We start from the raw sequence: 19814 nt of genomic DNA, 5'->3' as shown, positions 1-19814 counted from the left end.
TCGTCCTCCGAAGATGCGCTCCAATTGCTCGCAGGGCTCGGCACCCAGCGCATCGGCCGACCAGGCTGATCACCCCCGAGCCGACCTGACACGACCGGGGCCTTGCTGGACATGGGTGGGTATGACGAGTACATCGGGGTTGCCCCGCGCGGCGCAGATCCACGGTGCGCGTCGCATCGACTCTGTTCTGGCTGAGGATCAGCTGCCGGCGGACGGCGGCAAACGCCGAAGGTCGGTCCGCAATTCAGGGCGACGTGACAACGATTCGCCGGCTGGGCCCGTTTTTCAAGGTATGCAGCTCGTCGAGAACCGCCCGGCGTCGGTTGATCGGCTGCGGCGCCGGTACAGCGCGATGCGCCTGCTGCCATGGCTTCTTCCCGCTCTGGTCGCCGTCAGTGGACTCAGGTACGCAGGCGTCCCGGCGGACGCAATCGCGACGTACTGCGGGTACTTCGGCGCGGGCGTGGTGCTGCCGGGAACGTTGCTGCTGCGCCTCATCTGGCGTAGTACCGGCAACTGGGTGGAGGACGTCGCGCTCGGTGCGGCGACTGGGACGGCCTGTCAGTTCATCGGTTGGGCCGGCTTCACGGCGCTCGGACTTCAGCAGTGGTTGGCGATCTGGCCGGCGGCGGTGCTCGTTGCGTTCGTCGCGGTGCCGCGATTGCGCCGGTACTGGCGGATCGATCGCCCGGCTCCGTTGCCGCTCCGCTGGTCCTGGGGAGTGGCGATCGCGGTCGCGGTGATGCTGTTCGGCGTCGTCGCCGGGCCGCTGCTGTACCACCTCGCGCCGGGAACCCTGGAGAACAACCTGCAGCAGCCCGTCGGCACGGAGTACCACCAAGATCTGCTCTACCACCTGTCGATGGTGCACGAACTCATGCGCTCTGTACCACCACAGCTACCGCAGGTGGCCGGCGAAGCGCTGGATTACCACTGGTTCGCCAACGCCGACATGGCAGCGGCCGCCCACATCACCGGGCTGTCCGCCGAACTGGTGTTGTTCCGGCTCTGGCTGGTTCCCCTGACGGCGGTGACGATGCTGCTCACGGCCGTGCTGGCGCGGCAGATCTCCCGAGAGTGGCCGACCGCGGTGATCGCGGTGGGGATTCTCGCGGTGCCGGCAGCCGGAGCGCTGATCGGGCACCAGCGCCTGTCGGTCGTCGGCACCCTCATCTACTACGCCAGTCCTTCGCAGACGTTCGCGCTGATTGCGCTGGTGGCCGCGGCGTTCTTCCTCGTGGAAGTGCTGTACCGCACCAGCTCGTCAGGTGCGTGGGTTCTCGCAGTAACGTTCGCCGTCCTGGGTGGCGGCGCGAAACCGACCGTGCTGCCCCTCCTGCTCGGCGCGGTCGGTCTGGCCGGCCTGTACGTCGCCGTGCGCAAGCGGGGTGTTCCTTGGCGATCGGTGATCGCGGGTGGAATCCTGCTCTCCGCCGGAACTGTTGCCATGCTCACCGTGACCGGCAGCACCGGCGGATCGGGGTTTCGTCCACTGGCCGTCCTGCGGGCACAGGGACCGTCGTACTGGGCGGCCACCGGCGATCGGTCGCTCGCGGCGTCCGGCGACTTCCTGCTCCGCCCGATCGCCGAAGGTCGAGTCGTCGCAGTGGTGACCCTGCTCGCGGTGCTGCTCGTCGGCCAGCTCGGCATGCTGGTCGGGTTCGGTCTGCTGGCGTCGCGGCGGATGCGCACGGACCCGGCCGGCTGGTTCCTGCTCGGGGGACTGACCGCAGGCTGGCTCGCTTTCCTGCTGGTAGACCACCCTTCATCCAGTGAGTACTACTTCCTCCGCGGCCTGGTGCCGTTCGCGGCGGTGGCGGCGGCCTGGATGATCAGTATCGCCATCCGTGGACGGAGCCTGCGCCAGGGCCTGATGCTCGCCGTACTCGGTGTGGTGTTCGGCGTTGCCGTGGTTCCGGTTCAGGAGCTGGTCGAGGTCTCCGAGCTGGGCACCGGTTGGTCCGCGGTCCTGGCGCTGGCCCGTGGCCCGCTGGTCGTGCTGGTGGCGATGCTGCTCGCCTGGCACTGCTGGCGGCGGCTGCTCAACGCCTGGCCGGGGCTCGTCGGGATGGGGCTGCTGATCCCGGTCATGATGACGATCGGCGTCTCCTTGGGCAGCACGATCGACCAGGCCGCCGCCTCCCGCGCATCGACCGCACGACCGGTGTACACGTCGAAGAACCTCAGCTTCAGCGTCGGCGAACAGGCGGCCGCCCGCTGGCTGCGGGAGAACACGGGGCCGCACGACGTCGTGGCGACCAACACCGCCTGCTGGCCGAACCGCAAGGACTGCGTCGCGCTGGGATACCTGGTCAGCGGTCTGGGCGGACGCCGAACACTGCTGGAGGGCTGGGCCTACACGCAACAGGCTATGGCCGAGCACGGCACCGGCGGAAATGCATACATGTTCCAACCCGCACCGTGGCAGGAACGTGCCCAGCTGAATCGCCTGCTGTTCTCGGCGCCGACCGCGGAGACCCTCCGCCAGGCCCGCGACGAGTACGGCGTGCGCTGGCTGTTCGTGGACCGGGCTCACGACCGCGAACCGGTCGTGAGCACAGGGACGAACCTCGAGCTGCAGTTCGAGAACGGGGCCGTCAGCGTGTTCCGAATCACCGACGACCAGGCGCGATCGTGAGGACGATGCAGCGGAGATCGGCTGCAGGGCGGCTCCGTTGTGCGGCAGGCTGGCGTCAGTGAGCATCGAACCCTTCCGGCTGGCGATCCCCAGCATCCCCGGCTTCGGGCTGTCCGGTCCGACCCGTGAGCCGGGCTGGGAGGTGCACCGGATGGCCAAGGCCTTCGGCGAGCTGATGGACCGGCTCGGCGACCACCGGTACGGCGTACAGGGTGGTGACTGGGGTGCGGCCATCTCCCGCGAGCTCGGCCGGGTGCGCCCCGAGCAGGTGGTCGGCGTCCACCTCAACCTGCTGCCCGGCGGCGGCGCCACCAGCGAGCCGACCGAGCAAGAGCTCGCGGCGCTCGACCCGGCCGAACGCGACCGCACGATCGCCTCCTGGCAGCAGGAGAAGCAGGGTTACGCCGACCTGCAGTCGACCCGCCCCCGGACGCTGGCCTACGCGCTGGTGGACTCGCCGGTCGGTCAGCTCGCCTGGATCGCGGAGAAGTGGCACGAGTGGGCCGACCCCGCGCAGCCGATCGCGCGGGACCACCTGCTCACCACGGTGATGCTGTACTGGCTGACCGGTACGGCGGGCTCGGCCGGCCGCGCCTACTACGAGGAGTTTTCGGAATTCGGCTTTCCGGCCGGGCTTCTCCTACATCCGTAGGGCTGCGTCGATACCGGTTTGTTCGTGCAGGAAGGTCTGCGCCCGGCGTACCGGGTCCACCAGGAACTTGCGAAAGTCTGCCCGCGTCGCGGCATCCAGCAGGTCCTCCGATTCCACCGCGGGCAGCACATTCAGCAGCCAGCGAACCGTCGTCAACACCTCGAAGTAGGTCAAGCCGTCAAGCGGACCGCCACTCTGCTGTGCGTACTCGGCTCGAACAGCGCTGCTGAACAATCGGAAATCGCTCCGCTGCATCAGCATGCAGGTCCAGGCGAGATCAAAGCGGGCATCACCGATCTGCCAGTCCCAGTCGATCACCCAGAGGCGTTCACCGCCGTCTACCAGCACGTTCCAGGGATGGTAGTCCCGGTGGAGAATGACCGGCCGCTCGCAGGGCACTGTGTGTTTGCGCTTCTCCAGCCAGTTCACAACCTCAACCAGGGGCGCGTGCGACTCGCTGTCGCGGCGCAGTTGCTCGAGCTCGTGCTCGATATATCCGTACGGATGTGTCCGGACGGCTGGCTCGAGGACTTGTGCATCAAGAGCGTGAAGCGCGACCAACTGCGCCACGAACGACTCGGTGAGTCGAGCCTGCGTGCCTGAATCGGCAGCCTGAAAGACCTGCCACAAGGAGCTTCCCGAAATATGGTCCATCACCATGAACGGCTGCCCAAGGTGCCGAGCGTCTGCTTCATGGAGAATGCCGCGCGGCACGGAAAGGTCCATGGCGCGCAGTCGGTTGAGCGCACCCCACTCCCGGGCCGCATGCTCACCCCCACGCGCGTTCGGTGCGTACATCTTGAGCACCGCCGTCGCCGCGGGACCCGAGCCGGCTTCTTCCAGCGTGAAGGTGTACAGACTGCTTGCCCACCCGCCCGCCAGCTTCACCAGCGGCCCGAGCGCCGGCGGTGGTTGTTCCGAACTGCGGCGAGCGAAATAGGCCGCCAAGCGCGACCGCAACTGATCTGGCGTCATCGACTGCGCTTTCTCTGGAACCGGAACAGCTGACGACTACTCGCCGACGAACAGGCTGCTTCGCTGACATGGTAGGCACCGGCCGGTCGATGCCGCGGTGGATCCGGAGGCCGGAGCGGCGCGATCGCTCGTCGTGGGTCTGCGCGAGGCAGAGTTGTCCGTGCAGGATCTGGTCGCGGCAGCGCGACGATCGCACCGACCAGTTCCCCGACGATCCCGCGTCCGCGCCGGGTGATCGCCCGGCTTCAGGCGTTGTAGCCGCCGTGGGCGTCGAGGACGGCGCCGGTGACGTAGGTGGCGGTGGGGCCGGCGAGGAAGCCGATGGCGGCGGCGATCTCGTCGGGGTGACCGAACCGCTGGATGGACAGATTCAACAGCAGCGGCTTCAGCGCCTCGGGGTCCGGGCTCATGTCGGTCTCCATCAGGCCGGCCTCGACGACGTTCGCGGTGATGCCGCGCGGGCCGAGGTCGCGGGCGACGCCGAGGGTGTAGCGCTCGATTCCGGACTTGGTCGCGGCGTAGTCGGCCACGCCGGGAACGCCGGTGCGGGAGCCGAGCCCGGAACTGATGGTGATGATCCGGCCGTTGTCGCGCAGCACCTTGACCGCGGCCCGGATGACTCCGATGACGCCGAGATAGTTGACCGCGTGCATCCGGTCGAGGGCCGCGGTGTCCACGTCCGGGTCGTCGACCGTCCGGCCCTGCTCGACCCCGATCGCCGCGTTGTTCACCAGGATGTCGAGTCCGCCGTACGCCGCGACGACCTGGTCGATCAACGCCGGCGCCTGACTGGTGTCGGCGTGGTCGACCTGGAACGCGACCGCTTTGGCCCCGAGCGCCTGGACCTCGTCGACCACCGCCTGGGCCTTCGCCGCGGAACGCACATAGGTGAACGCGACGTCCGCGCCCTGCCCGGCCAGCAGCCGGACCGTCGAGGCACCCAGCCCTCGGGACCCTCCGGTGACCAGCGCAACCTTGCCCGCCAATGCCTTGCTCATACCGACTCCTTCATCGTAACAACATTAGTTACATCAAGTTCAACGTAACACATTTGATTACGACGCCACCTGCCGTAGCCTGGCGACGTGAGCGCGAACAGCAGGCTGACCATCGCGGCGCACACGCTGGCCTGGATCGGCCTGTACCAGCGCCAGGGCCACGAGGTCGCCACCTCCGAACAGATCGCGGGCAGCGCGAACACGAACCCGGTCGTGATCCGCCGCCTGCTCGGCGAACTGCGCGAGGCCGGGCTGGTGGAGTCGCGCCGCGGCGCCGGCGCCGGCTGGTCACTGACCCGCGACCTCGCCTCGATCACCCTGCTCGACGTGTACGACGCGATCGAACCCGGACCGCTCTTCGCCTTGCACCGCGCCAACCCCGACGACGGATGCGTCGTCGGCCACGGCATCCAGCCCGCACTGCACGACGTCTACGCCGGCATCGAGTGCACTGTGCGAACCGAACTGAGCAAGACCACCCTCGAAGACGTCCTCCAGGCGGTACTCGCGGTCCCCCGCTAACCGACACCGCGCGCCAGGGTGCACCGACACTGCGCGTCGACACGCTCCCGCCCATTGGGGGTGAAAGGCGCCTCGCCGAGGTACCACCAGGGCCGCCGCGACTGGGTCAAGTACAGAGAGCCGGCGAGGGGACTCGAACCCCTAACCACCGCTTTACAAGAGCGGTGCGCTGCCAATTGCGCCACGCCGGCGAGTGCGGGTCCATCGTAGAGGATCGGGTGGCGGGTGGGGTCAGGGGTGGGGCGGGGCGCGGCGGTCACCGGAGGGTTGCGTCGTTTGCCGCCCAGCGATCGACTTCGACGGAACCCAGTTCGCGGTAGATGCTGAGCGCCTCCTCTCGGTGTCGAGCAGCCTGCTCGGTCTCCCCCGCGGCAGTCAGGCAGTCGGTCAGGCCGGCCAGCGCGCGGGCCCGGTCGAAGGTTGCGGCCCGGCTCTGGACCAAGGCCAGGACCCGGGTGAACTCGTCCGCGCCGCGGCGATGGTTGCCCGCGGCCAGCAGGGTGCCGCCGAGCCGGAGGCGTACCTCGGCTTCCGCGTCCGGATTGCCCGTCGCGACAGCCTGTTCCAGGGCCCGGTGATGTGACTCCAGGGCGCCGTCGATGTCGCCGAGCTGCTCCAGCGCCGTACCGCGGACGGTGAGCAGCTCAGCGCTCGACCAGGGAGTCATCGGCGCGCCGAGATCGGTCAGCCGGCGCATGGTCGCGAGCGACTCGGCCGGTTGCCGCAGCTCCACCTGGCAGAGCGCGATCATGCCGAGCAGGCGGGTCATCCGAAGCCGCAGGCCCCCACTTTCCGCCGCCGCGTACGCCGCCCGCGCGCACGCCAGCGCCTCGGCGTGGCGGCCCTGGACCCAGTAGCAGATCGCCAGCGTGTGGTGGTACGTCGTGGCGATCCGGGGCGAGAGTGATCCACTCAGCTCGACCACGCGGGCCAGTTGCTCGATCGCCCGCGCCGGCCGGCCCATCCGTAGCGAGGCGCGACCGAGCTGGGCCGCGGCGTACGCCTGCAGGTTGCGGCTGCCGAGGTCGCGCGCCAGCTCGATCGCCTGGTCGAGCACCTCCAGCCCGGCCTCGCGGTCGTGCCGGGTCAGCTCGATCCAGGCGGACTGGACGAGGAAGTAGCACTCCGCCTCGCGGTCCTTGACCCGCCGGGCGGCGGCCAGTCCCTCGGCGAGCAGCCGACGGCACAAGTCGAGCCGGTCATTGGTGAAAACAGCCGGATAGATGCCGAGCGTGAGGTCGACGACGGCGGCCGGCCGGTCGTTGTCGACGGCCCAGTCGAGGGCGTCGAGCACGTTCTCGACCTCCTGCGCGACCCAGGCGGTCGCCTGCTCCGAGGTTCCGAGCGCCGGCAGCGCCCCCAGCACCGGCCGCCGCTCGAACGGCGGATCACCCAGCAGCTGTACGCCGGCGGCACGCGCCGCCGCCGCGTAGTACGCGAGCAGCCGGTCGCGGGCGGTCTCGGCCTCGGTCGACGGGAGGCCGGTGGCGAACTCGCGGATCAGGTCGTGCAGGCGGTAGCGGCCGGGGCCGTTCTCCAGCAGCATGTTCGCGTCGACCAAGGCGTCGAGCGCGTCCTCCGCGGAGTCTGGTGCCGTGTCGGTCAGGGCGGCGGCGACGTAGCGGTCGACGTCGCGGCCGGGGACCAGGCTGACCAGGCGGAGCAACCGCCGGCACTCGCTCGGCAACTGCTCGTACGAGACCATGAAGGCCGTCGTCACGCTGCGGCCGTCGACACTCAACTCGGCCAATCGGTTGCCCTTGGCGTCCATACGGTCGTTGAGGTGGGCAATGGTCCAGCTGTGCCGGTGGCGGAGTTTGGAACCGGCGATCGAGAGCGCCAACGGGATGCGGCCGCAGCGCTCGACCAGTCCGGTCAGTGCGGGGTCGGACCGGTCTCGCCCAGAGACCGTCGCGATCAGATTCGCGGCGTCTTCGGCGGTCAGTGCGGGCAAGCCGATCCGGACCGACGGGTCCAGACCGGTGAGCTGCGAGCGGCTCGTCACCACCACCGCGCAACCAGGTGCTCCAGGCAACAGATGGCGGACTGTGTCACTGTCCGGCGCGTTGTCCAGTACGACGAGCAGCCGCCGCGTCGCGGTCTGCGAACGCCACAGCGCCGCGGCCTCGGTGAGGTCGCTGGGGATCTGGTCGTCGGCGGTGCCGAGGCCGCGGAGCAGGTGGTTCAGAGCCTGCTCCGGGCGCATCGGCGGACGGCCGGACGTGTGCCCGAGCAGATCGACGAAGAGCCGGCCGTCGGGGAAGTGGCCGGCGACCTCGCGGGCAGCCCGCACGGCCAAGGTGGTCTTGCCGATACCGGCCATGCCGTCGACGCAGACGAGTGGCATCACCTGCCGATGGGTCAGCGCCGTGGTGAGCCGACGCAGGTCCTCCGAGCGGCCGACGAACGCTGATCCGCCGTACGGGAGCTCGTCGCGGCCGGGCTGCGGAGGCTCGGCGGCTTGGGACTCGTTGGCGAGCACGACCTGATGGGCGGCGCGCAGACTCGGACCCGGTTCGACGCCGAGCTCGGAGATCAGGGCCGCGCGAGTGCGGGCGTAGGCGTCGAGTGCGTCCGCCTGACGGCCCGCGCGGTACAGCGCGATCATCAGCTGGCCGGTCGCCTGCTCGTCCAGCGGATCGTCCTCGACCCGGGCGATCAGCTCGGCGATCACGTCGTCGTACCGCCCGAGCGCCAGGTCGAGCTCGATCCGCTCCGCCTGCACCTTCCGGCGCAGTTCGGTCAGGCGGTGCCGTTCCGAGGCGAGGTAGCGCCCGGGCAGGCCGGCGAGCGGCTCACCGCTGAACAGGTCGAGCGCGGCGGCGAACAACGCGGCTGCCTGCTGCCGATCCGTCGTACGCCGAGCGTCCGCGACCGTCGCCTCGAACATGGTCACGTCCAGCTCGTCCGGTTCGAGGTCGAGCACATAGCCGTGGCGGGTCCGGCGGAGGACGTCGCCGTTCGGCAGCGCCTGGCGCACGCGGTACACGTACGGCGCGACCACCTTCGCCCCGCTCGCCGGTGCCGCGTCGCCCCACGCTGTGCTGAGCAGCTCCTCGGCGGTGAGGACGTGGTTCGCGTTGAGCGCCAGTACGGCCAGCAGCGCCTGCTGGCGGACCGGACCCAGGTCGAACGCCCGCTCCCCCACGAATCCCCGCGGCACCCCCAGCAACTCGAGCCGCAGCCTGTCCATGCCCCCAGTCTCCCCGACGCGGTGTACTCGTGCTCGGCGAGCTGGCCCGGGCGCATGTGAGCATGAGGGAATGGCGAAGCTGCTCAGCTGGGTCGGTGTCGTGGCCGTGCTGGTCGCCGTCTTCGGGGTGGTCATCCAGCTGGACGTCCGGTACCAGCGGGGCGTCGGCCGGGACTTCCTCGCCCAGGGCGTGCCGGCGGTCGCGACGCAGGTCGAGCTGGAGGTCGATGCCGGGCGAGACACGTCCGTCGATGCCGTCGACGTCGTCTTCCGCACCGCGGACGGCCAGGAGGTCCGGACAGAGCTGATCGGGCAGCTCGGCGATCCCGAAGGGGCCGCAGAGGGGCCGAGCGTGCCGGCGGCTGGCACCCGGTACGCCGTACCGCTGCGGGTGCTTTACCGGCGGGCCGCGCCGGCGGAGGCGATCGCCGTCATCGACGCGGAGGACAAGGCGAATCCCGGTCCGGTGATTCCGGTCGCCTGGGCGATGGTGGCGGGCGGGGCGATGGCGGCGGTGGGCGCGTTCTGATTGGTGCGGAAGGAGAGCTCGTGAGCAAGGTCAGTGTGGTGAACTTCCAGTCGGTCGACGGGGTGATCCAGTCGGTGCTGTCGGCGGACGAGGATCGGGAGGGCGGGTTCGAGCACGGCGGGTGGGTGCTGCCGTACTCGGACGAGGTAGTGGCGGGATTCATGCAGGAGGCAACGGTCGCGGCGGACGGGCTGCTGCTCGGCCGGAAGACGTACGAGCAGTTCGCGGCGGTCTGGCCGTCCGCCGATCAGAGCGAGCCGGCGATCGCGGCGATGAACCGGGTTCCGAAGTACGTCGCGTCGCGCACGCTGGACAGCGGCGAGTGGAGCAACACGGTGATCCTCGGGCCGGACGTGGCGGCACAGGTCGCGGAGCTGAAGGGACGACCGGGCAACGATCTGGTGGTGTTCGGGAGCGGTGAGTTGCTGCGGACGTTGCTGGCTCACCGGTTGGTCGATGAGCTGCATCTGTTGACGTTCCCGCTGGTGATCGGCACGGGAAAGAAGATGTTCGGGGAGCTGCCGGAGCCGATGCGGCTCACGCACACCGCGTCGAAGCTGTCGCCTCGTGGGGTCTCGATCGCGAGTTACACGGTCCAGTAGTCACTTCGTCGGGGTGATGGCGCTGGTGGCGTTGGCGGTGATGACGGCGGTGATGGCGATCCACTCCAGCGGGCCCAGGTGCTGGTCGAGGATCAGCCAGCCGACGACGGCGGCGAGCAGGGGGTTGATGCTCATGAAGAGGCCGAAGAAGCCGGCGGGGACCAGGCGCAGGGTGAACAGGTCGAAGAGGTAGGGCACGGCGGAGGCGAGTAGGCCGGCGATGACGGCGTACAGGAGGTACTTCGGGGCGGGGGTGTGCTGGATGAGGATCCAGCCGCCGATCGGGAGGTAGCCGGCGGCTGAGACCGCGGCGGCTGCGGCGGCGCCTTGGGCTGAGGGCAGGCGGGTGCCGAGGGTGCGGTTGAGCAGGATGTACGCCGCCCAGCAGCAGGCGGCGATCAGGCCGAAGAAGATGCCGAGGTAGTCGGTGGTGGGTTGCGGGCGCATGAGGACGAAGACGGCAGCGCCGGCGACCAGGGCGCAGATGAGGTCGACTCTGCGGCGGGAGGCGGCGAGGGCGACGGCCAGTGGGCCGAGGAACTCGAGGGTGACGGCCAGGCCCAGGCCGATGCGGTGCACGGCGGTGTAGAGGGTGAGGTTCATCGTGGCGTAGATGGCGGCGAGGGCGAGGACGGGGAGCCACTGGCGACGGGTGAACTTGTGCATCGGAGGGCGGACGACGGCGAGCATGACGATGGCGGCTACTGCTTGGCGGATCGCTACTACGCCGGCTGGGCCGAGGCCGGGAAAGCCCAGGGCGCCGGTGGCTGCGCCTACTTGGTTGGAGACGCCGCTGGTGAGCATGAGGAGGATGCCTCGGAGGCGGCCTTTTCCGTTGGCTGCGGTTGCTTCAGGGGCGCTGGGTGGTGTGTTCGAAAGGGTGGTCGTGAGGGGTGGCTGGCTCGGGCCGGTGTCACCGGCGGGCACGCCGACTGGGGTGGTGTCGGCGGCGCCGGGAGGTGAGTGCAAGGAGTCACCGAGGGGTGGCTGGCCAGCCGGGGTGGCGGGGGTGGGTGGGAGCGGGCTGGCGGGCATAGGGCGAGGATGCGCCTGGTGGGCGCATGCACAAAATGCAAACTACGGAGCACCTATACGCTGGCTGTATGGATGTGGACCTGCGGCAGTTGCGGTGTTTGGTGGGGGTGGTGGAGGCCGGGTCGTTCACCGATGCGGCGATCGATTTGGGGGTGTCGCAGGCGGCGGTTTCGCGGGGGGTGGCAGGGCTGGAGCGGGCGCTGGGGGTTCGGTTGTTGTACCGGACCAGTCGGAGTGTGAGTTTGACGCCGGCGGGGGCGCAGGTGCTGGAGCGGGCTCGGCGGGTGGTGCACGAGGTCGAGGAACTGGTGCGGGAGGCGACGTCGGGGCACGCGCGGTTGCGGGTGGGGCATGCGTGGTCGGCGCTCGGGCGGCACACGACGGGCTTCCAGCGGCGCTGGGCGAAGGCGCATCCAGACGTGGAGCTGCTGCTGGTGCGGACGAACACGCCGACGGGTGGACTGGCCGAAGGGGCGTGCGATCTCGCCGTGGTGCGGACGGCGGTGGACGAGAAGTACTACGCGAGCAGTGTGGTCGGCGTCGAGCGGCGGAAGGTCGTGCTCGCCGCCGACGATCCGTTGGCGCGGCGACGGTCGGTGCGACTGGACGACGTCCGGGACCGGGTCGTGCTGGTCGATCGGCGGACCGGTACGACGACCCCGGAGCTCTGGCCGACCGGCACTCCGCCGCGGATCGAGAACACCGCGGACGTCGACGACTGGCTGGCGCTGATCGCGGCCGGCGGGTACGTCGGGATCACCCCGGAGAGCACCGCCACGCAGTACGGGCGGGCCGGGGTGGTGTTCCTGCCGTTGCAGGACGCGCCACCCGTGCCCGTCCGGGTCATCTGGCCGCGTCAGGACCCGCACCCGTCGACGCAGCACGCTGTCGCGCTGATCAGCGAGGCGTACCGCACGCAGTGAGCGCTACTGCAGCGCGTCGAGCAGCGTCTTGTTGAACGCCGCCAGGTCGTCGGGCTTGCGGCTGGTGATCAGGTTGCCGTCGGTGACGACCTCCTCGTCCACCCACTCGGCGCCCGCATTGCGCAGGTCGGTTTGCAGACTCGGCCAGGACGTCATCCGGCGGCCGCGGACCACGTCGGCCTCGACCAGGGTCCACGGTGCGTGACAGATCGCCGCGACCGGCTTGCCGGACTCGACGAACTGCTTGGCGAACGCCACCGCGGACCGGTCCATCCGCAGCGCGTCCGGGTTGGCGACGCCGCCAGGCAGGACGAGAGCGTCGAAGTCGTCCACCGAGGCGTCGCCGACCGCCTGGTCGACCGGCTGGGTCTCGGCCGGCGTCAGGTGGTTGAAGGTCTGCACCTCGCCGGTCTCCGGACTGAGCAGCACCGGCTGGTGACCGGCCTCCTGCACCGCCTTCCACGGCTCACTCAGCTCGACCCGCTCGATGCCTTCCGCGGCGACCAGGAACGCGATCTTCTTGCTCATCACCATCTCCTCGGTATCCGGGACGGCCCGGACGACCGTCCCGTACCTCGGTACCCCGGCGGGCTCGCTCTACTCGACCAGCTCGACCGAGGCGGCGTGCCGGCGGGCCAGGTCGTGGTAGACGGCGGCGTTGTGGTCGACGAACAGCTTCGCCGTGCCCTCCAGCGGCACGATCTTCTTCGCCGGGCTGCCGAGCGCGACCGACTCCCCTGGGATCTGGCTGCCCGGCGTGACGGTGGCCCCGGCGGCGACCAGCGTGCGGGCGCCGATCACGGCGCCGTCGAGCACGATCGCGCCGTTGCCGATCAGGGCGGACTCGCCGATCGTGCAGTCGTGCACCAGGCACTGGTGCCCGACGGTGACGTTGGGGCCGACCTCGCAGACGTTGCCGCCGCCGACGTGCAGCACCGAGTTGTCCTGGATGTTCGCGCCCTCCCGGATGACGATCCGGCCGAGGTCGGCGCGGACCACCACGCCGTACCAGATCGACACGTCCTTCTCCACCACGACGTCGCCGACCAGCGTCGCGGTCGGGGCGATCCAGGCTTCCGGGTGCACGACGGGGCTCTTGCCCTCGAACGAATAGAGCGGCATGGCGGCCACTCTAGGAGACGGATCTGATCTGCCGGACCAGTACGGCGCCCAGCAGGGTGACGGCCGCGGCGAGTCCGTAGAGCACCGGGTAGCCGCCGGCGTACTTGACCACCGGCGCGGCCACGGCCGGGGCGAGCACCTGGGGCAGCGAGTTCGCGATGTTGATCACGCCGAGGTCCTTGGCCCGGTCGCGCGCGCTCGGCAGGACCTCGGTGAGCAGGGCGAAGTCGACCGACAGGTAGACGCCGAAGCCGGTCCCGAGGATCACCGCGCCGACGATCGCGCCCGGCCAGGTCGGCCACACCGCCAGTACTCCGGCGGCGACCGCCATCACGACGCCGGAGCCGGTGACGAACACCTTCCGCCGGCCGACCCGGTCCGACCACGCGCCGGAGGTCACCGCCGTCAACACCACGCAGAGGCTGTAGATGGCGGTCAGCACCAGGACGCCGACGTCGGGATCGGAGTGGCCGACCGCGTCCTGCAAGTAGTAGAAGAGGTAGAGCGTGCCGAGCCCGTTGCCCAGGTTCAGCAGGAACCGGGTCAGCCAGGCCCAACCGAAGTCGGGGTACCGCCGCGGGCTGATCCAGAAGCCCTTCCAGAACTCGGGCCAGACCAGCGGAGTCCGTTCCGTCAGCGCCTGATCACCGCTGCGCAGCAGGTACGGCACCACCGAGATCAGCAGGAACGCCGCACACGCGATGTATCCGCCACCGACTCCGCCGACGACCGTCGCGAGCCCTACGCCGACCAGCGCGCCGAGGGTCTGCGCCAGCGCGACCCAACCGCCGACCACACCGCGCTGCGTCGTCGGCACCAGATCCGGTACGACGGCGGTGATCGCGGCCAGCAGCGCGTTGCCGAACAGTTGCACCACGCACCAACCGACCAGCATCCACAGCACGGCGTCCGAACCGCTGAGCACGAGCAACCCGACCGCGCCGCCGACCGCGCCCGCGAACACCCACGGCGCACGGCGTCCGCGGCGTGCGGTGGTCCGGTCCGAGACGGCGCCGAAAATCGGGTTGGCGACGACCGAGACCGCGGCACCGATCCCGGTGACCAGTCCGAAGACGAACTCCTTGTTGCCAGGGGCAATCGCTTCGGACTGCTGGGCGAGCAGGACCTGGAGCGGCCCCAGCCAGGCGGCGAACACCCCGACGTTCGCCAGCACCACCGCCGCCGTCCACCGCCCCCGGACCGGGACCGCCGGCTCGGCGAGCGCGGTGGTCATCGCCGGCTCTGGGCGATCAGCTCGCGGTACCAGCCGTACGACGCCTTCGGCGTCCGCGTCCGGGTCTCGAAGTCGACGTGCACCAGGCCGAACCGCTGCGTGTACCCGGCGGCCCACTCGAAGTTGTCCAGCAGCGACCACTGGAAGTACCCGCGCACGTCGATCCCGTCGTCGATCGCGGCCTTCAGCGCCCGCAGGTACCCGTCGAGGTAGTCGATCCGCCGCCGGTCGTCGACCACCCCGTCGACGACGCCGTCGTTGATCGCGCACCCGTTCTCGGTGACGTAGAGCGGTGGCAACCGGTCGCCGTACCGCGTCCGCAGCGTCTGCAGGATCTCGCCGAACGCCGCCGGCACCACCGGCCAGCCGAAGTCGGTCATCGCGTAGCCGGTCAGCGCCCGCGGCTCGAACGGCAGGCCCGGCGGCAGCGCGATCCCGTCGGTGGCGCCGGTGTCGGCGTTGCCGGTTGGCGCCCCGACCAGCGTCGGCGCGTAGTGGTTGAGTCCGAAGAAGTCGAGCGGGGTCGAGATCACCACCAGGTCCTCGGCGACCGGCCCGGGCATTGCCGCCGCCAGGTCGTCGGTCGGGTAGCGGCCGAGCAGCACCGGGTCGGCGAACAGCCAGTTGATCAGGGTGTCGTAGAGCGCGGCCGCTTCCTGGTCCTCGGCACTCTCGCTGGCGGCCCAGGTGGGTGAGTGGTTGCTGGCGATCCCGATCTCGCGGGCACCACCGGCGCGCAGTGCCTGAACGGCGCGGCCATGGGCGAGCAGTTGGTGGTGCGCGACGGGTAGGGCCCCGAAGCCGAGGTCGCGGCCCGGCGCGTGCGCCCCGACCGCGTAGCCCATCAGCGTGAGCACCATCGGCTCGTTGATCGTCATCCACAGGCCGACCCGGTCCGCGAACCGCTCGGCCAGCAAAGCGGCGTAGTCGGCGAAGCGCTCGGTGATGTCGCGCTCCAGCCAACCGCCGGCATCCTCCAGCGGTTGGGGCGTGTCCCAGTGGAACAGCGTCGGCGCCGGCTGGATCCCGGCCGCGAGCAGCTCGTCGATCAGCCGGTCGTAGAAGCCGAGGCCTTCGGGGTTCACCGCTCCGCTGCCGGCCGGCTGGATCCGGGGCCAGGAGAACGAGAACCGGTACGTGTCGACGCCGAGGTCCCGCAGCAGCCGCACGTCCTCGGCGTACCGGTGGTAGTGGTCGCAGGCAACCGATCCGGTGCTGCCGTCGAGCACCCGGCCCGGTGCGCCGGCGAAGGTGTCCCAGACCGACGGGCCGCGACCACCCTCGGTCGCGGCCCCCTCGATCTGGTACGCCGAGGTCGAGACCCCCCACCGGAAGCCGGGACCGAAGGACGGCAGGTCAGCTGTCATCCGCATCGTCCTCGGCGGGCTTGGGGTCCTGCGGCCGGGGCGGTTCCACCGGACGCACGATCACCGCGGTGCCGTAGGCCGCCACCTCGCTCATCGTCTGCGCGATCTCGTTGCAGTCGAAGCGCATCGCGAGGATCGCGTTCGCGCCCATCTGCTGGGCCATCTGACACATCCGCAGCACCGCGACGTGCCGCGACTCGGCCAGCATCTGGGTGTACTCCGGCACCTCGCCGCCACCCAGCGACCGGAAGCTGGCGGTGAAGTTCGAGCCGAAGTCCCGGCTGCGCACGGTCAGCCCGAACACCTCCCCGAACACCTTCTGCGCGGTGTAGCCGGGAAGGTCGTTCATCGTCGACACCAGGACCGGGTACGGCGAACCAGCCGGCGCCACGTGCGGCACGTTCGACTGCTGCACCGACTGATACCCACCGGGCGCCTGGCCGTAGCCGGCCGGCGGCCCCTGCTGGTACCCGGGCGGCGGTCCCTGCTGGTAGCCCGGCTGCTGCGGCGGCACGTACCCCGGCGGAGGCCCCTGCTGATACCCCGGCTGCGGCCGGTAGGGAGGCTGGTTCGGATGCGGGGGGAAGTTCTGGTTCATGCCCACATCCTCGCAGGCAGGATCGGGTCATTGCCGGTAGACCTGGAGCTCGTGCAGCGAGTAGCCGTAGCGGGTCGCCCGCTGCGTTCCGGTGACCCGCACGTACCGTGCCTGGGCCGGTGCGAAGCGGACCACGTCCGTCCCGCCGTTCCCGTTGCTGGTGGCAAACACCTGCTGCCAGTTCACGTTGTCCCGGGACACTTCCACCCGGTACGCCGTCGCGTACGCCGCCTCCCAGCGCAGTACCACTCGGCGGATCGCCTGCTCGCTGCCGAAATCCACCTTCAGCCACTGCGGATCCGACCAGTTGCTCGCCCACCGGGTCGTCAGGTTGCCGTCCACCGCGTTGCCCGGCGGCGAGCTGAACCAGCCGGTCTCGTGGCTGCTCGCGGTCGCGGTCCGGCCGAGCGCCTGGTTGCTCACGTCGTCCCCACGGCGGGCCGGGAACTCGACCACCTGCTGGTACGTCGGCCGGTTGACCCAGGCGATCCGGTCCTGGGTGATACCGCCCATCGGCTGGTGCACGATCTGGTCGGCGCAGTACTGGTCGCCGGCCGCGCAGTCCGCGGTCGCCGGGTACGTCGTTGCCGCGGGCACCTGGACGGCGGCGGCCAGCGAGTCGGCCAGCACGGTCCGGCACTCGCTCAGCGAGCCACCTCCGCAGTACGTGACCGGCTGGGGCGTCGCGACCGGGTCGCCGAGCACCATGCGCAGGTCCCGCTGCACGAAGCCCCACCAGCCGTTCTGGAACGCCGATCCCTGCGCGCCCGGCCGCTCGTCGATCTTCTGGGCGCGCACCAGAGCGTCGTACAGCTCAGGGCCGAGCTTGGTCCGGAACTGGGCCGGAACGAGCAACGGCCACCAGGCGTCGAGGATGCGGATCGCCTCCGCGTGCTGGTAGGTCTTCGAGGCCTCGTTCGCGGTCCTGCGGTGACTGCCGGCGGACTGCCAGGCGGTGAGCTCGGCGATCGCGTCCGCGACAGCCGGGTCGGTGACCGGCGCGCTGTTCAGGACCCGCAGCAGGTACGGCAGGACCTTGTCGGCGCGCAGGTCGACCGTCGCGGCGTCCTCCATCGCCTCGACCAGCTTGCCGCGGGTGAACTTCTGGCCACTGTCCAGCACGGCCTCGATCCGGTCGTCGAGCGGCTGGCTGCGGTAGACCGAGTTGTAGCCGAAGTTGCCGTCGGCCGCGGAGAAGCCCGGTGCCTGCTTGTTGTTCCAGCTGGTCAGGTAGTCCTGGTTGACGACCTGCGGATGCTCGCTCGCCGGCGTGTAGGTCGCCCGGTTGGTGTCCGGGTTCCAGCCCTGCCACTCGTAGCTGCTCCAGGTCGGCAGGTTCGGGTCGGCTCCCGGCGGACGGACCGGGTTGTCGCCGGAGTTGTAGTACGCGATGTCGTCCTTGTCGGTGTAGAACCAGTTGAAGGTGTAGCCGATGGTGTGCGCCGCAGCGCGGAAGTCCTGCGCCGACCGGATCCGGTCCGGGTCGTTGAACAGCATGAACCCGAGCGCCGAGCCGGCCTCGTTGCCGTAGGTCGACCGGTTCTTCGTGAACAGCACCGGCCGGCCGCCTACCGTGCCACGATGGGTGACGATGCCGTACTTCGTCCGCTGGGCGACCAGCGTGTACGCGCCGGCCGGCTCCGACGAGCCGAGGCTCGGGTACCACGCATTGCGCCGCTCCAGCTTCTCGATCGGCGTGCACTGGTCGCGGAACAGGTAGTGCGTCGAGGCCTTCGTCGGGGTTCCACCGCCAGGCTCGCACAGCGGTACGGCGTACGTGTCGGTGATGTCCTGACCGGCGGACGTCGCGCTCCACGAGTAGTCGGCGCCGCGGCCGATCAGCGTGTAGAAGTTGAGGCCCGCGAAGGCGACGCCGCGCGAGCTGACGCCGGGTCCCTGCAGCTCCTGGCGCAGCAGCAACTGCGGCGCGAAGTACCCGGTCTGCGGGCCGTAGACGGCGACCGGGTTGCCGCTCTCGGTGTGCGCTCCAGAGATCAGCAGCGCGTTGGACATGCCCTTGGGCCCGAAACCCTCGGGCAGGACACCGCCGTCGAAGATGCCCTTCAGCGCTTTCTTGCCCTGCGCCTTGTTCGGTGGCTTGACCGCGTCACTGCTCTTCGGCAACGCGGCCTTCCGCCGGCTGGCCGAGCCCGTCTGGTCGACCACCAGCGGCTCCGGCGTCACCGAGCCACGATCGGGCAAGGCTCGTCCGGCCGGATTCTCCTCGGTGGTGCCGTACGGGAAGGTGGCTCCGTTGTGCACCGTCGTGTTCGCCTCGGGGTCGTTCTGCGAGCGGAACGACTGCCACACCTTCGTGCCCTCGGTCACGCCGTACTTCGCCTGTGCCTCCAGCAGCGCGAGGGCCGAGGCCATCTCGCCGCCGCCACCGGTGCCGAAGATGCCGGCCACCACCGCCGCGGTGGCGACCACGTCGGTCACCTTCCACGGCCGTGGTGTCGGCAGCCCGAGCGCGACGTACTCGCCCGGGTAGGCGATGCCGACGCTCGCGATGTAGTGGTTCACCCCGTCCACCCAGGCCTGGATGTCCTGCTGCAGCTTGCGGCCGTCGGCGCCGTAGCGCTCGTCCGCGTCGTCGTACTGCTTCTGCAGCTCGGCCTCGGTGTACGGCGCGGTCCGCCAGAACTCCTGCTCGAACTCACGGTTGCCCGGAGCACCGCCCGCGAACGGGGTGAGCTGACCGCGGCCGAGGTGCCGGAACACGTCCATCACGAACAGCCGGTCCTGCGCCCCGGCGTACCCGGCGCCGAACATCGTGCCCTCGCGGGTGGTACCGGTGATGTGCGGGATACCGCGGGACCGGTCCCGCACGATCGTGACGTCGGGCCGCGGTTTCACGGTGCTCGCCACGTCGCCGGCCCGGACCCCGAACGAGGCATCGTCGAAGTACGGCGCCAGGCCGTCATCGGTGATGCCCTGGGAGTTCCACACCAGTCGCTCGTACGGCTTCAGCGTGTCGCTGAAGTGCGCCGGCCGGGTGCCGAACCCCTTGAACAGCAGGAGATCCGCGAAGGTGGCGTTGCCGTTCTGGCCGGGCGGGACGATGTCGGAGCACTGCTCGAGGCAGTAGTCGGCCGGTGCCGTGGCGGCGGGCTGGACGACGGTTCGGCGCTCGGCCCGGGCCGGTGTGGACAGACCTGCGAGCACGACGGCCCCAGCGGCAAGCACCGCGGTGGTCGTCCGTAGGGCGGAGCGGGACAGCTGGCGGTGTGCTGGGCGGGACGGCACAGGTCCTCCCTCAAGACTCGGGGGCGAGCGATGACGGCAGGGGATGCTGAAAAATGAGGATGACTCACCAGTAGCAAGAGGTCAAGGGCTCGACGACACGATCGGTCAGTTGCCTTGGGCAACAGTTCCGAAGAGACGGAATTTCGGATTTTCCGGTCTCGACCGGTTCTCACCAGGAGC

General features: G+C 70.0%; 16 protein-coding genes and 1 tRNA gene. 6 read left to right on the top strand and 11 right to left on the bottom strand.

Annotated features, from left to right (window positions below):
* Positions 1-13 precede the first annotated feature (13 nt).
* Both KFLA_RS37805 and KFLA_RS05335 read left to right on the top strand, forming a co-directional pair.
* Entirely contained in the window at positions 14-2638 is a 2625-nt protein-coding gene (locus KFLA_RS37805) for a hypothetical protein (protein ID WP_158307260.1), read from the top strand.
* 58 nt (positions 2639-2696) lie between these two features.
* Positions 2697-3290: an alpha/beta fold hydrolase gene (locus KFLA_RS05335; protein WP_202797084.1), complete on the top strand. Its 594-nt coding sequence runs from the start codon at positions 2697-2699 to the stop codon at positions 3288-3290.
* On the opposite strand, the gene KFLA_RS05330 is transcribed toward KFLA_RS05335, so the two are convergent.
* Entirely contained in the window at positions 3279-4265 is a 987-nt protein-coding gene (locus tag KFLA_RS05330) for a phosphotransferase family protein (RefSeq protein ID WP_012918742.1), read from the bottom strand. The genes KFLA_RS05335 and KFLA_RS05330 overlap by 12 nt on opposite strands.
* 245 nt (positions 4266-4510) lie before the next feature.
* Positions 4511-5263, bottom strand: coding sequence for an SDR family NAD(P)-dependent oxidoreductase (locus tag KFLA_RS05325; RefSeq protein WP_012918741.1), 753 nt, complete (start codon positions 5261-5263; stop codon positions 4511-4513).
* A gap of 87 nt (positions 5264-5350) precedes the next feature.
* Here KFLA_RS05325 and KFLA_RS05320 point away from each other — a divergent pair, with 87 nt between their 5' ends.
* Complete coding sequence (locus tag KFLA_RS05320; RefSeq protein WP_012918740.1) at positions 5351-5785, top strand: Rrf2 family transcriptional regulator; 435 nt, start codon at positions 5351-5353, stop codon at positions 5783-5785.
* Positions 5786-5903: 118 nt separating this feature from the next.
* Here the strand turns inward: KFLA_RS05320 and KFLA_RS05315 are convergent.
* A tRNA-Thr gene (locus tag KFLA_RS05315) sits at positions 5904-5976 on the bottom strand.
* 65 nt (positions 5977-6041) lie between these two features.
* Complete coding sequence (locus KFLA_RS05310; RefSeq protein WP_012918739.1) at positions 6042-8978, bottom strand: AfsR/SARP family transcriptional regulator; 2937 nt, start codon at positions 8976-8978, stop codon at positions 6042-6044.
* Positions 8979-9048: 70 nt separating this feature from the next.
* On the opposite strand from KFLA_RS05310, the gene KFLA_RS05305 reads away from it, so the two are divergent.
* Positions 9049-9507, top strand: a complete 459-nt coding sequence (locus tag KFLA_RS05305; protein ID WP_012918738.1) for a DUF3592 domain-containing protein — start codon at positions 9049-9051, stop codon at positions 9505-9507.
* 20 nt (positions 9508-9527) lie between these two features.
* Positions 9528-10109: a dihydrofolate reductase family protein gene (locus tag KFLA_RS05300; protein ID WP_012918737.1), complete on the top strand. Its 582-nt coding sequence runs from the start codon at positions 9528-9530 to the stop codon at positions 10107-10109.
* On the opposite strand, the gene KFLA_RS05295 is transcribed toward KFLA_RS05300, so the two are convergent.
* Positions 10110-10913, bottom strand: a complete 804-nt coding sequence (locus KFLA_RS05295) for an EamA family transporter (protein WP_041289158.1) — start codon at positions 10911-10913, stop codon at positions 10110-10112.
* Between the two features lie 299 nt (positions 10914-11212).
* Between KFLA_RS05295 and KFLA_RS05290 the strand changes: the two genes are divergently transcribed.
* Positions 11213-12067, top strand: a complete 855-nt coding sequence (locus tag KFLA_RS05290; RefSeq protein ID WP_041289157.1) for a LysR family transcriptional regulator — start codon at positions 11213-11215, stop codon at positions 12065-12067.
* Between the two features lie 3 nt (positions 12068-12070).
* Here the strand turns inward: KFLA_RS05290 and KFLA_RS05285 are convergent, their stop codons facing one another.
* The 6 genes from KFLA_RS05285 to KFLA_RS05260 all read right to left on the bottom strand — a co-directional run bounded on the left by KFLA_RS05285 (position 12071) and on the right by KFLA_RS05260 (position 19634).
* On the bottom strand, positions 12071-12595 hold the full coding sequence (locus KFLA_RS05285; RefSeq protein WP_012918734.1) for a type 1 glutamine amidotransferase domain-containing protein: 525 nt from the start codon (positions 12593-12595) through the stop codon (positions 12071-12073).
* 69 nt (positions 12596-12664) lie between these two features.
* Complete coding sequence (locus tag KFLA_RS05280; RefSeq protein ID WP_012918733.1) at positions 12665-13189, bottom strand: gamma carbonic anhydrase family protein; 525 nt, start codon at positions 13187-13189, stop codon at positions 12665-12667.
* A gap of 10 nt (positions 13190-13199) precedes the next feature.
* Complete coding sequence (locus KFLA_RS05275) at positions 13200-14423, bottom strand: MFS transporter (protein WP_012918732.1); 1224 nt, start codon at positions 14421-14423, stop codon at positions 13200-13202.
* Positions 14420-15790 (bottom strand): GH1 family beta-glucosidase, encoded by a 1371-nt coding sequence (locus tag KFLA_RS05270; RefSeq protein ID WP_012918731.1) that lies wholly within the window; start codon positions 15788-15790, stop codon positions 14420-14422. Before KFLA_RS05270 ends, KFLA_RS05275 begins: the two co-directional genes overlap by 4 nt.
* Positions 15780-16388 carry a YbjQ family protein gene (locus tag KFLA_RS05265; protein ID WP_012918730.1) on the bottom strand — a complete coding sequence of 203 codons (609 nt, stop codon included), beginning with the start codon at positions 16386-16388 and terminating at the stop codon, positions 15780-15782. The genes KFLA_RS05270 and KFLA_RS05265 overlap by 11 nt, the downstream gene beginning before the upstream one ends.
* 27 nt (positions 16389-16415) lie before the next feature.
* Positions 16416-19634, bottom strand: a complete 3219-nt coding sequence (locus KFLA_RS05260) for a penicillin acylase family protein (RefSeq protein WP_012918729.1) — start codon at positions 19632-19634, stop codon at positions 16416-16418.
* Positions 19635-19814: the final 180 nt, after the last annotated feature.

It is taken from the genome of Kribbella flavida DSM 17836, from assembly GCF_000024345.1.
GTDB classification, from domain to species: Bacteria; Actinomycetota; Actinomycetes; order Propionibacteriales; family Kribbellaceae; genus Kribbella; species Kribbella flavida.
The sequence above is the reverse complement of the archived record's forward strand: the minus strand, read 5'-3'. Positions and strand labels throughout refer to the sequence as shown.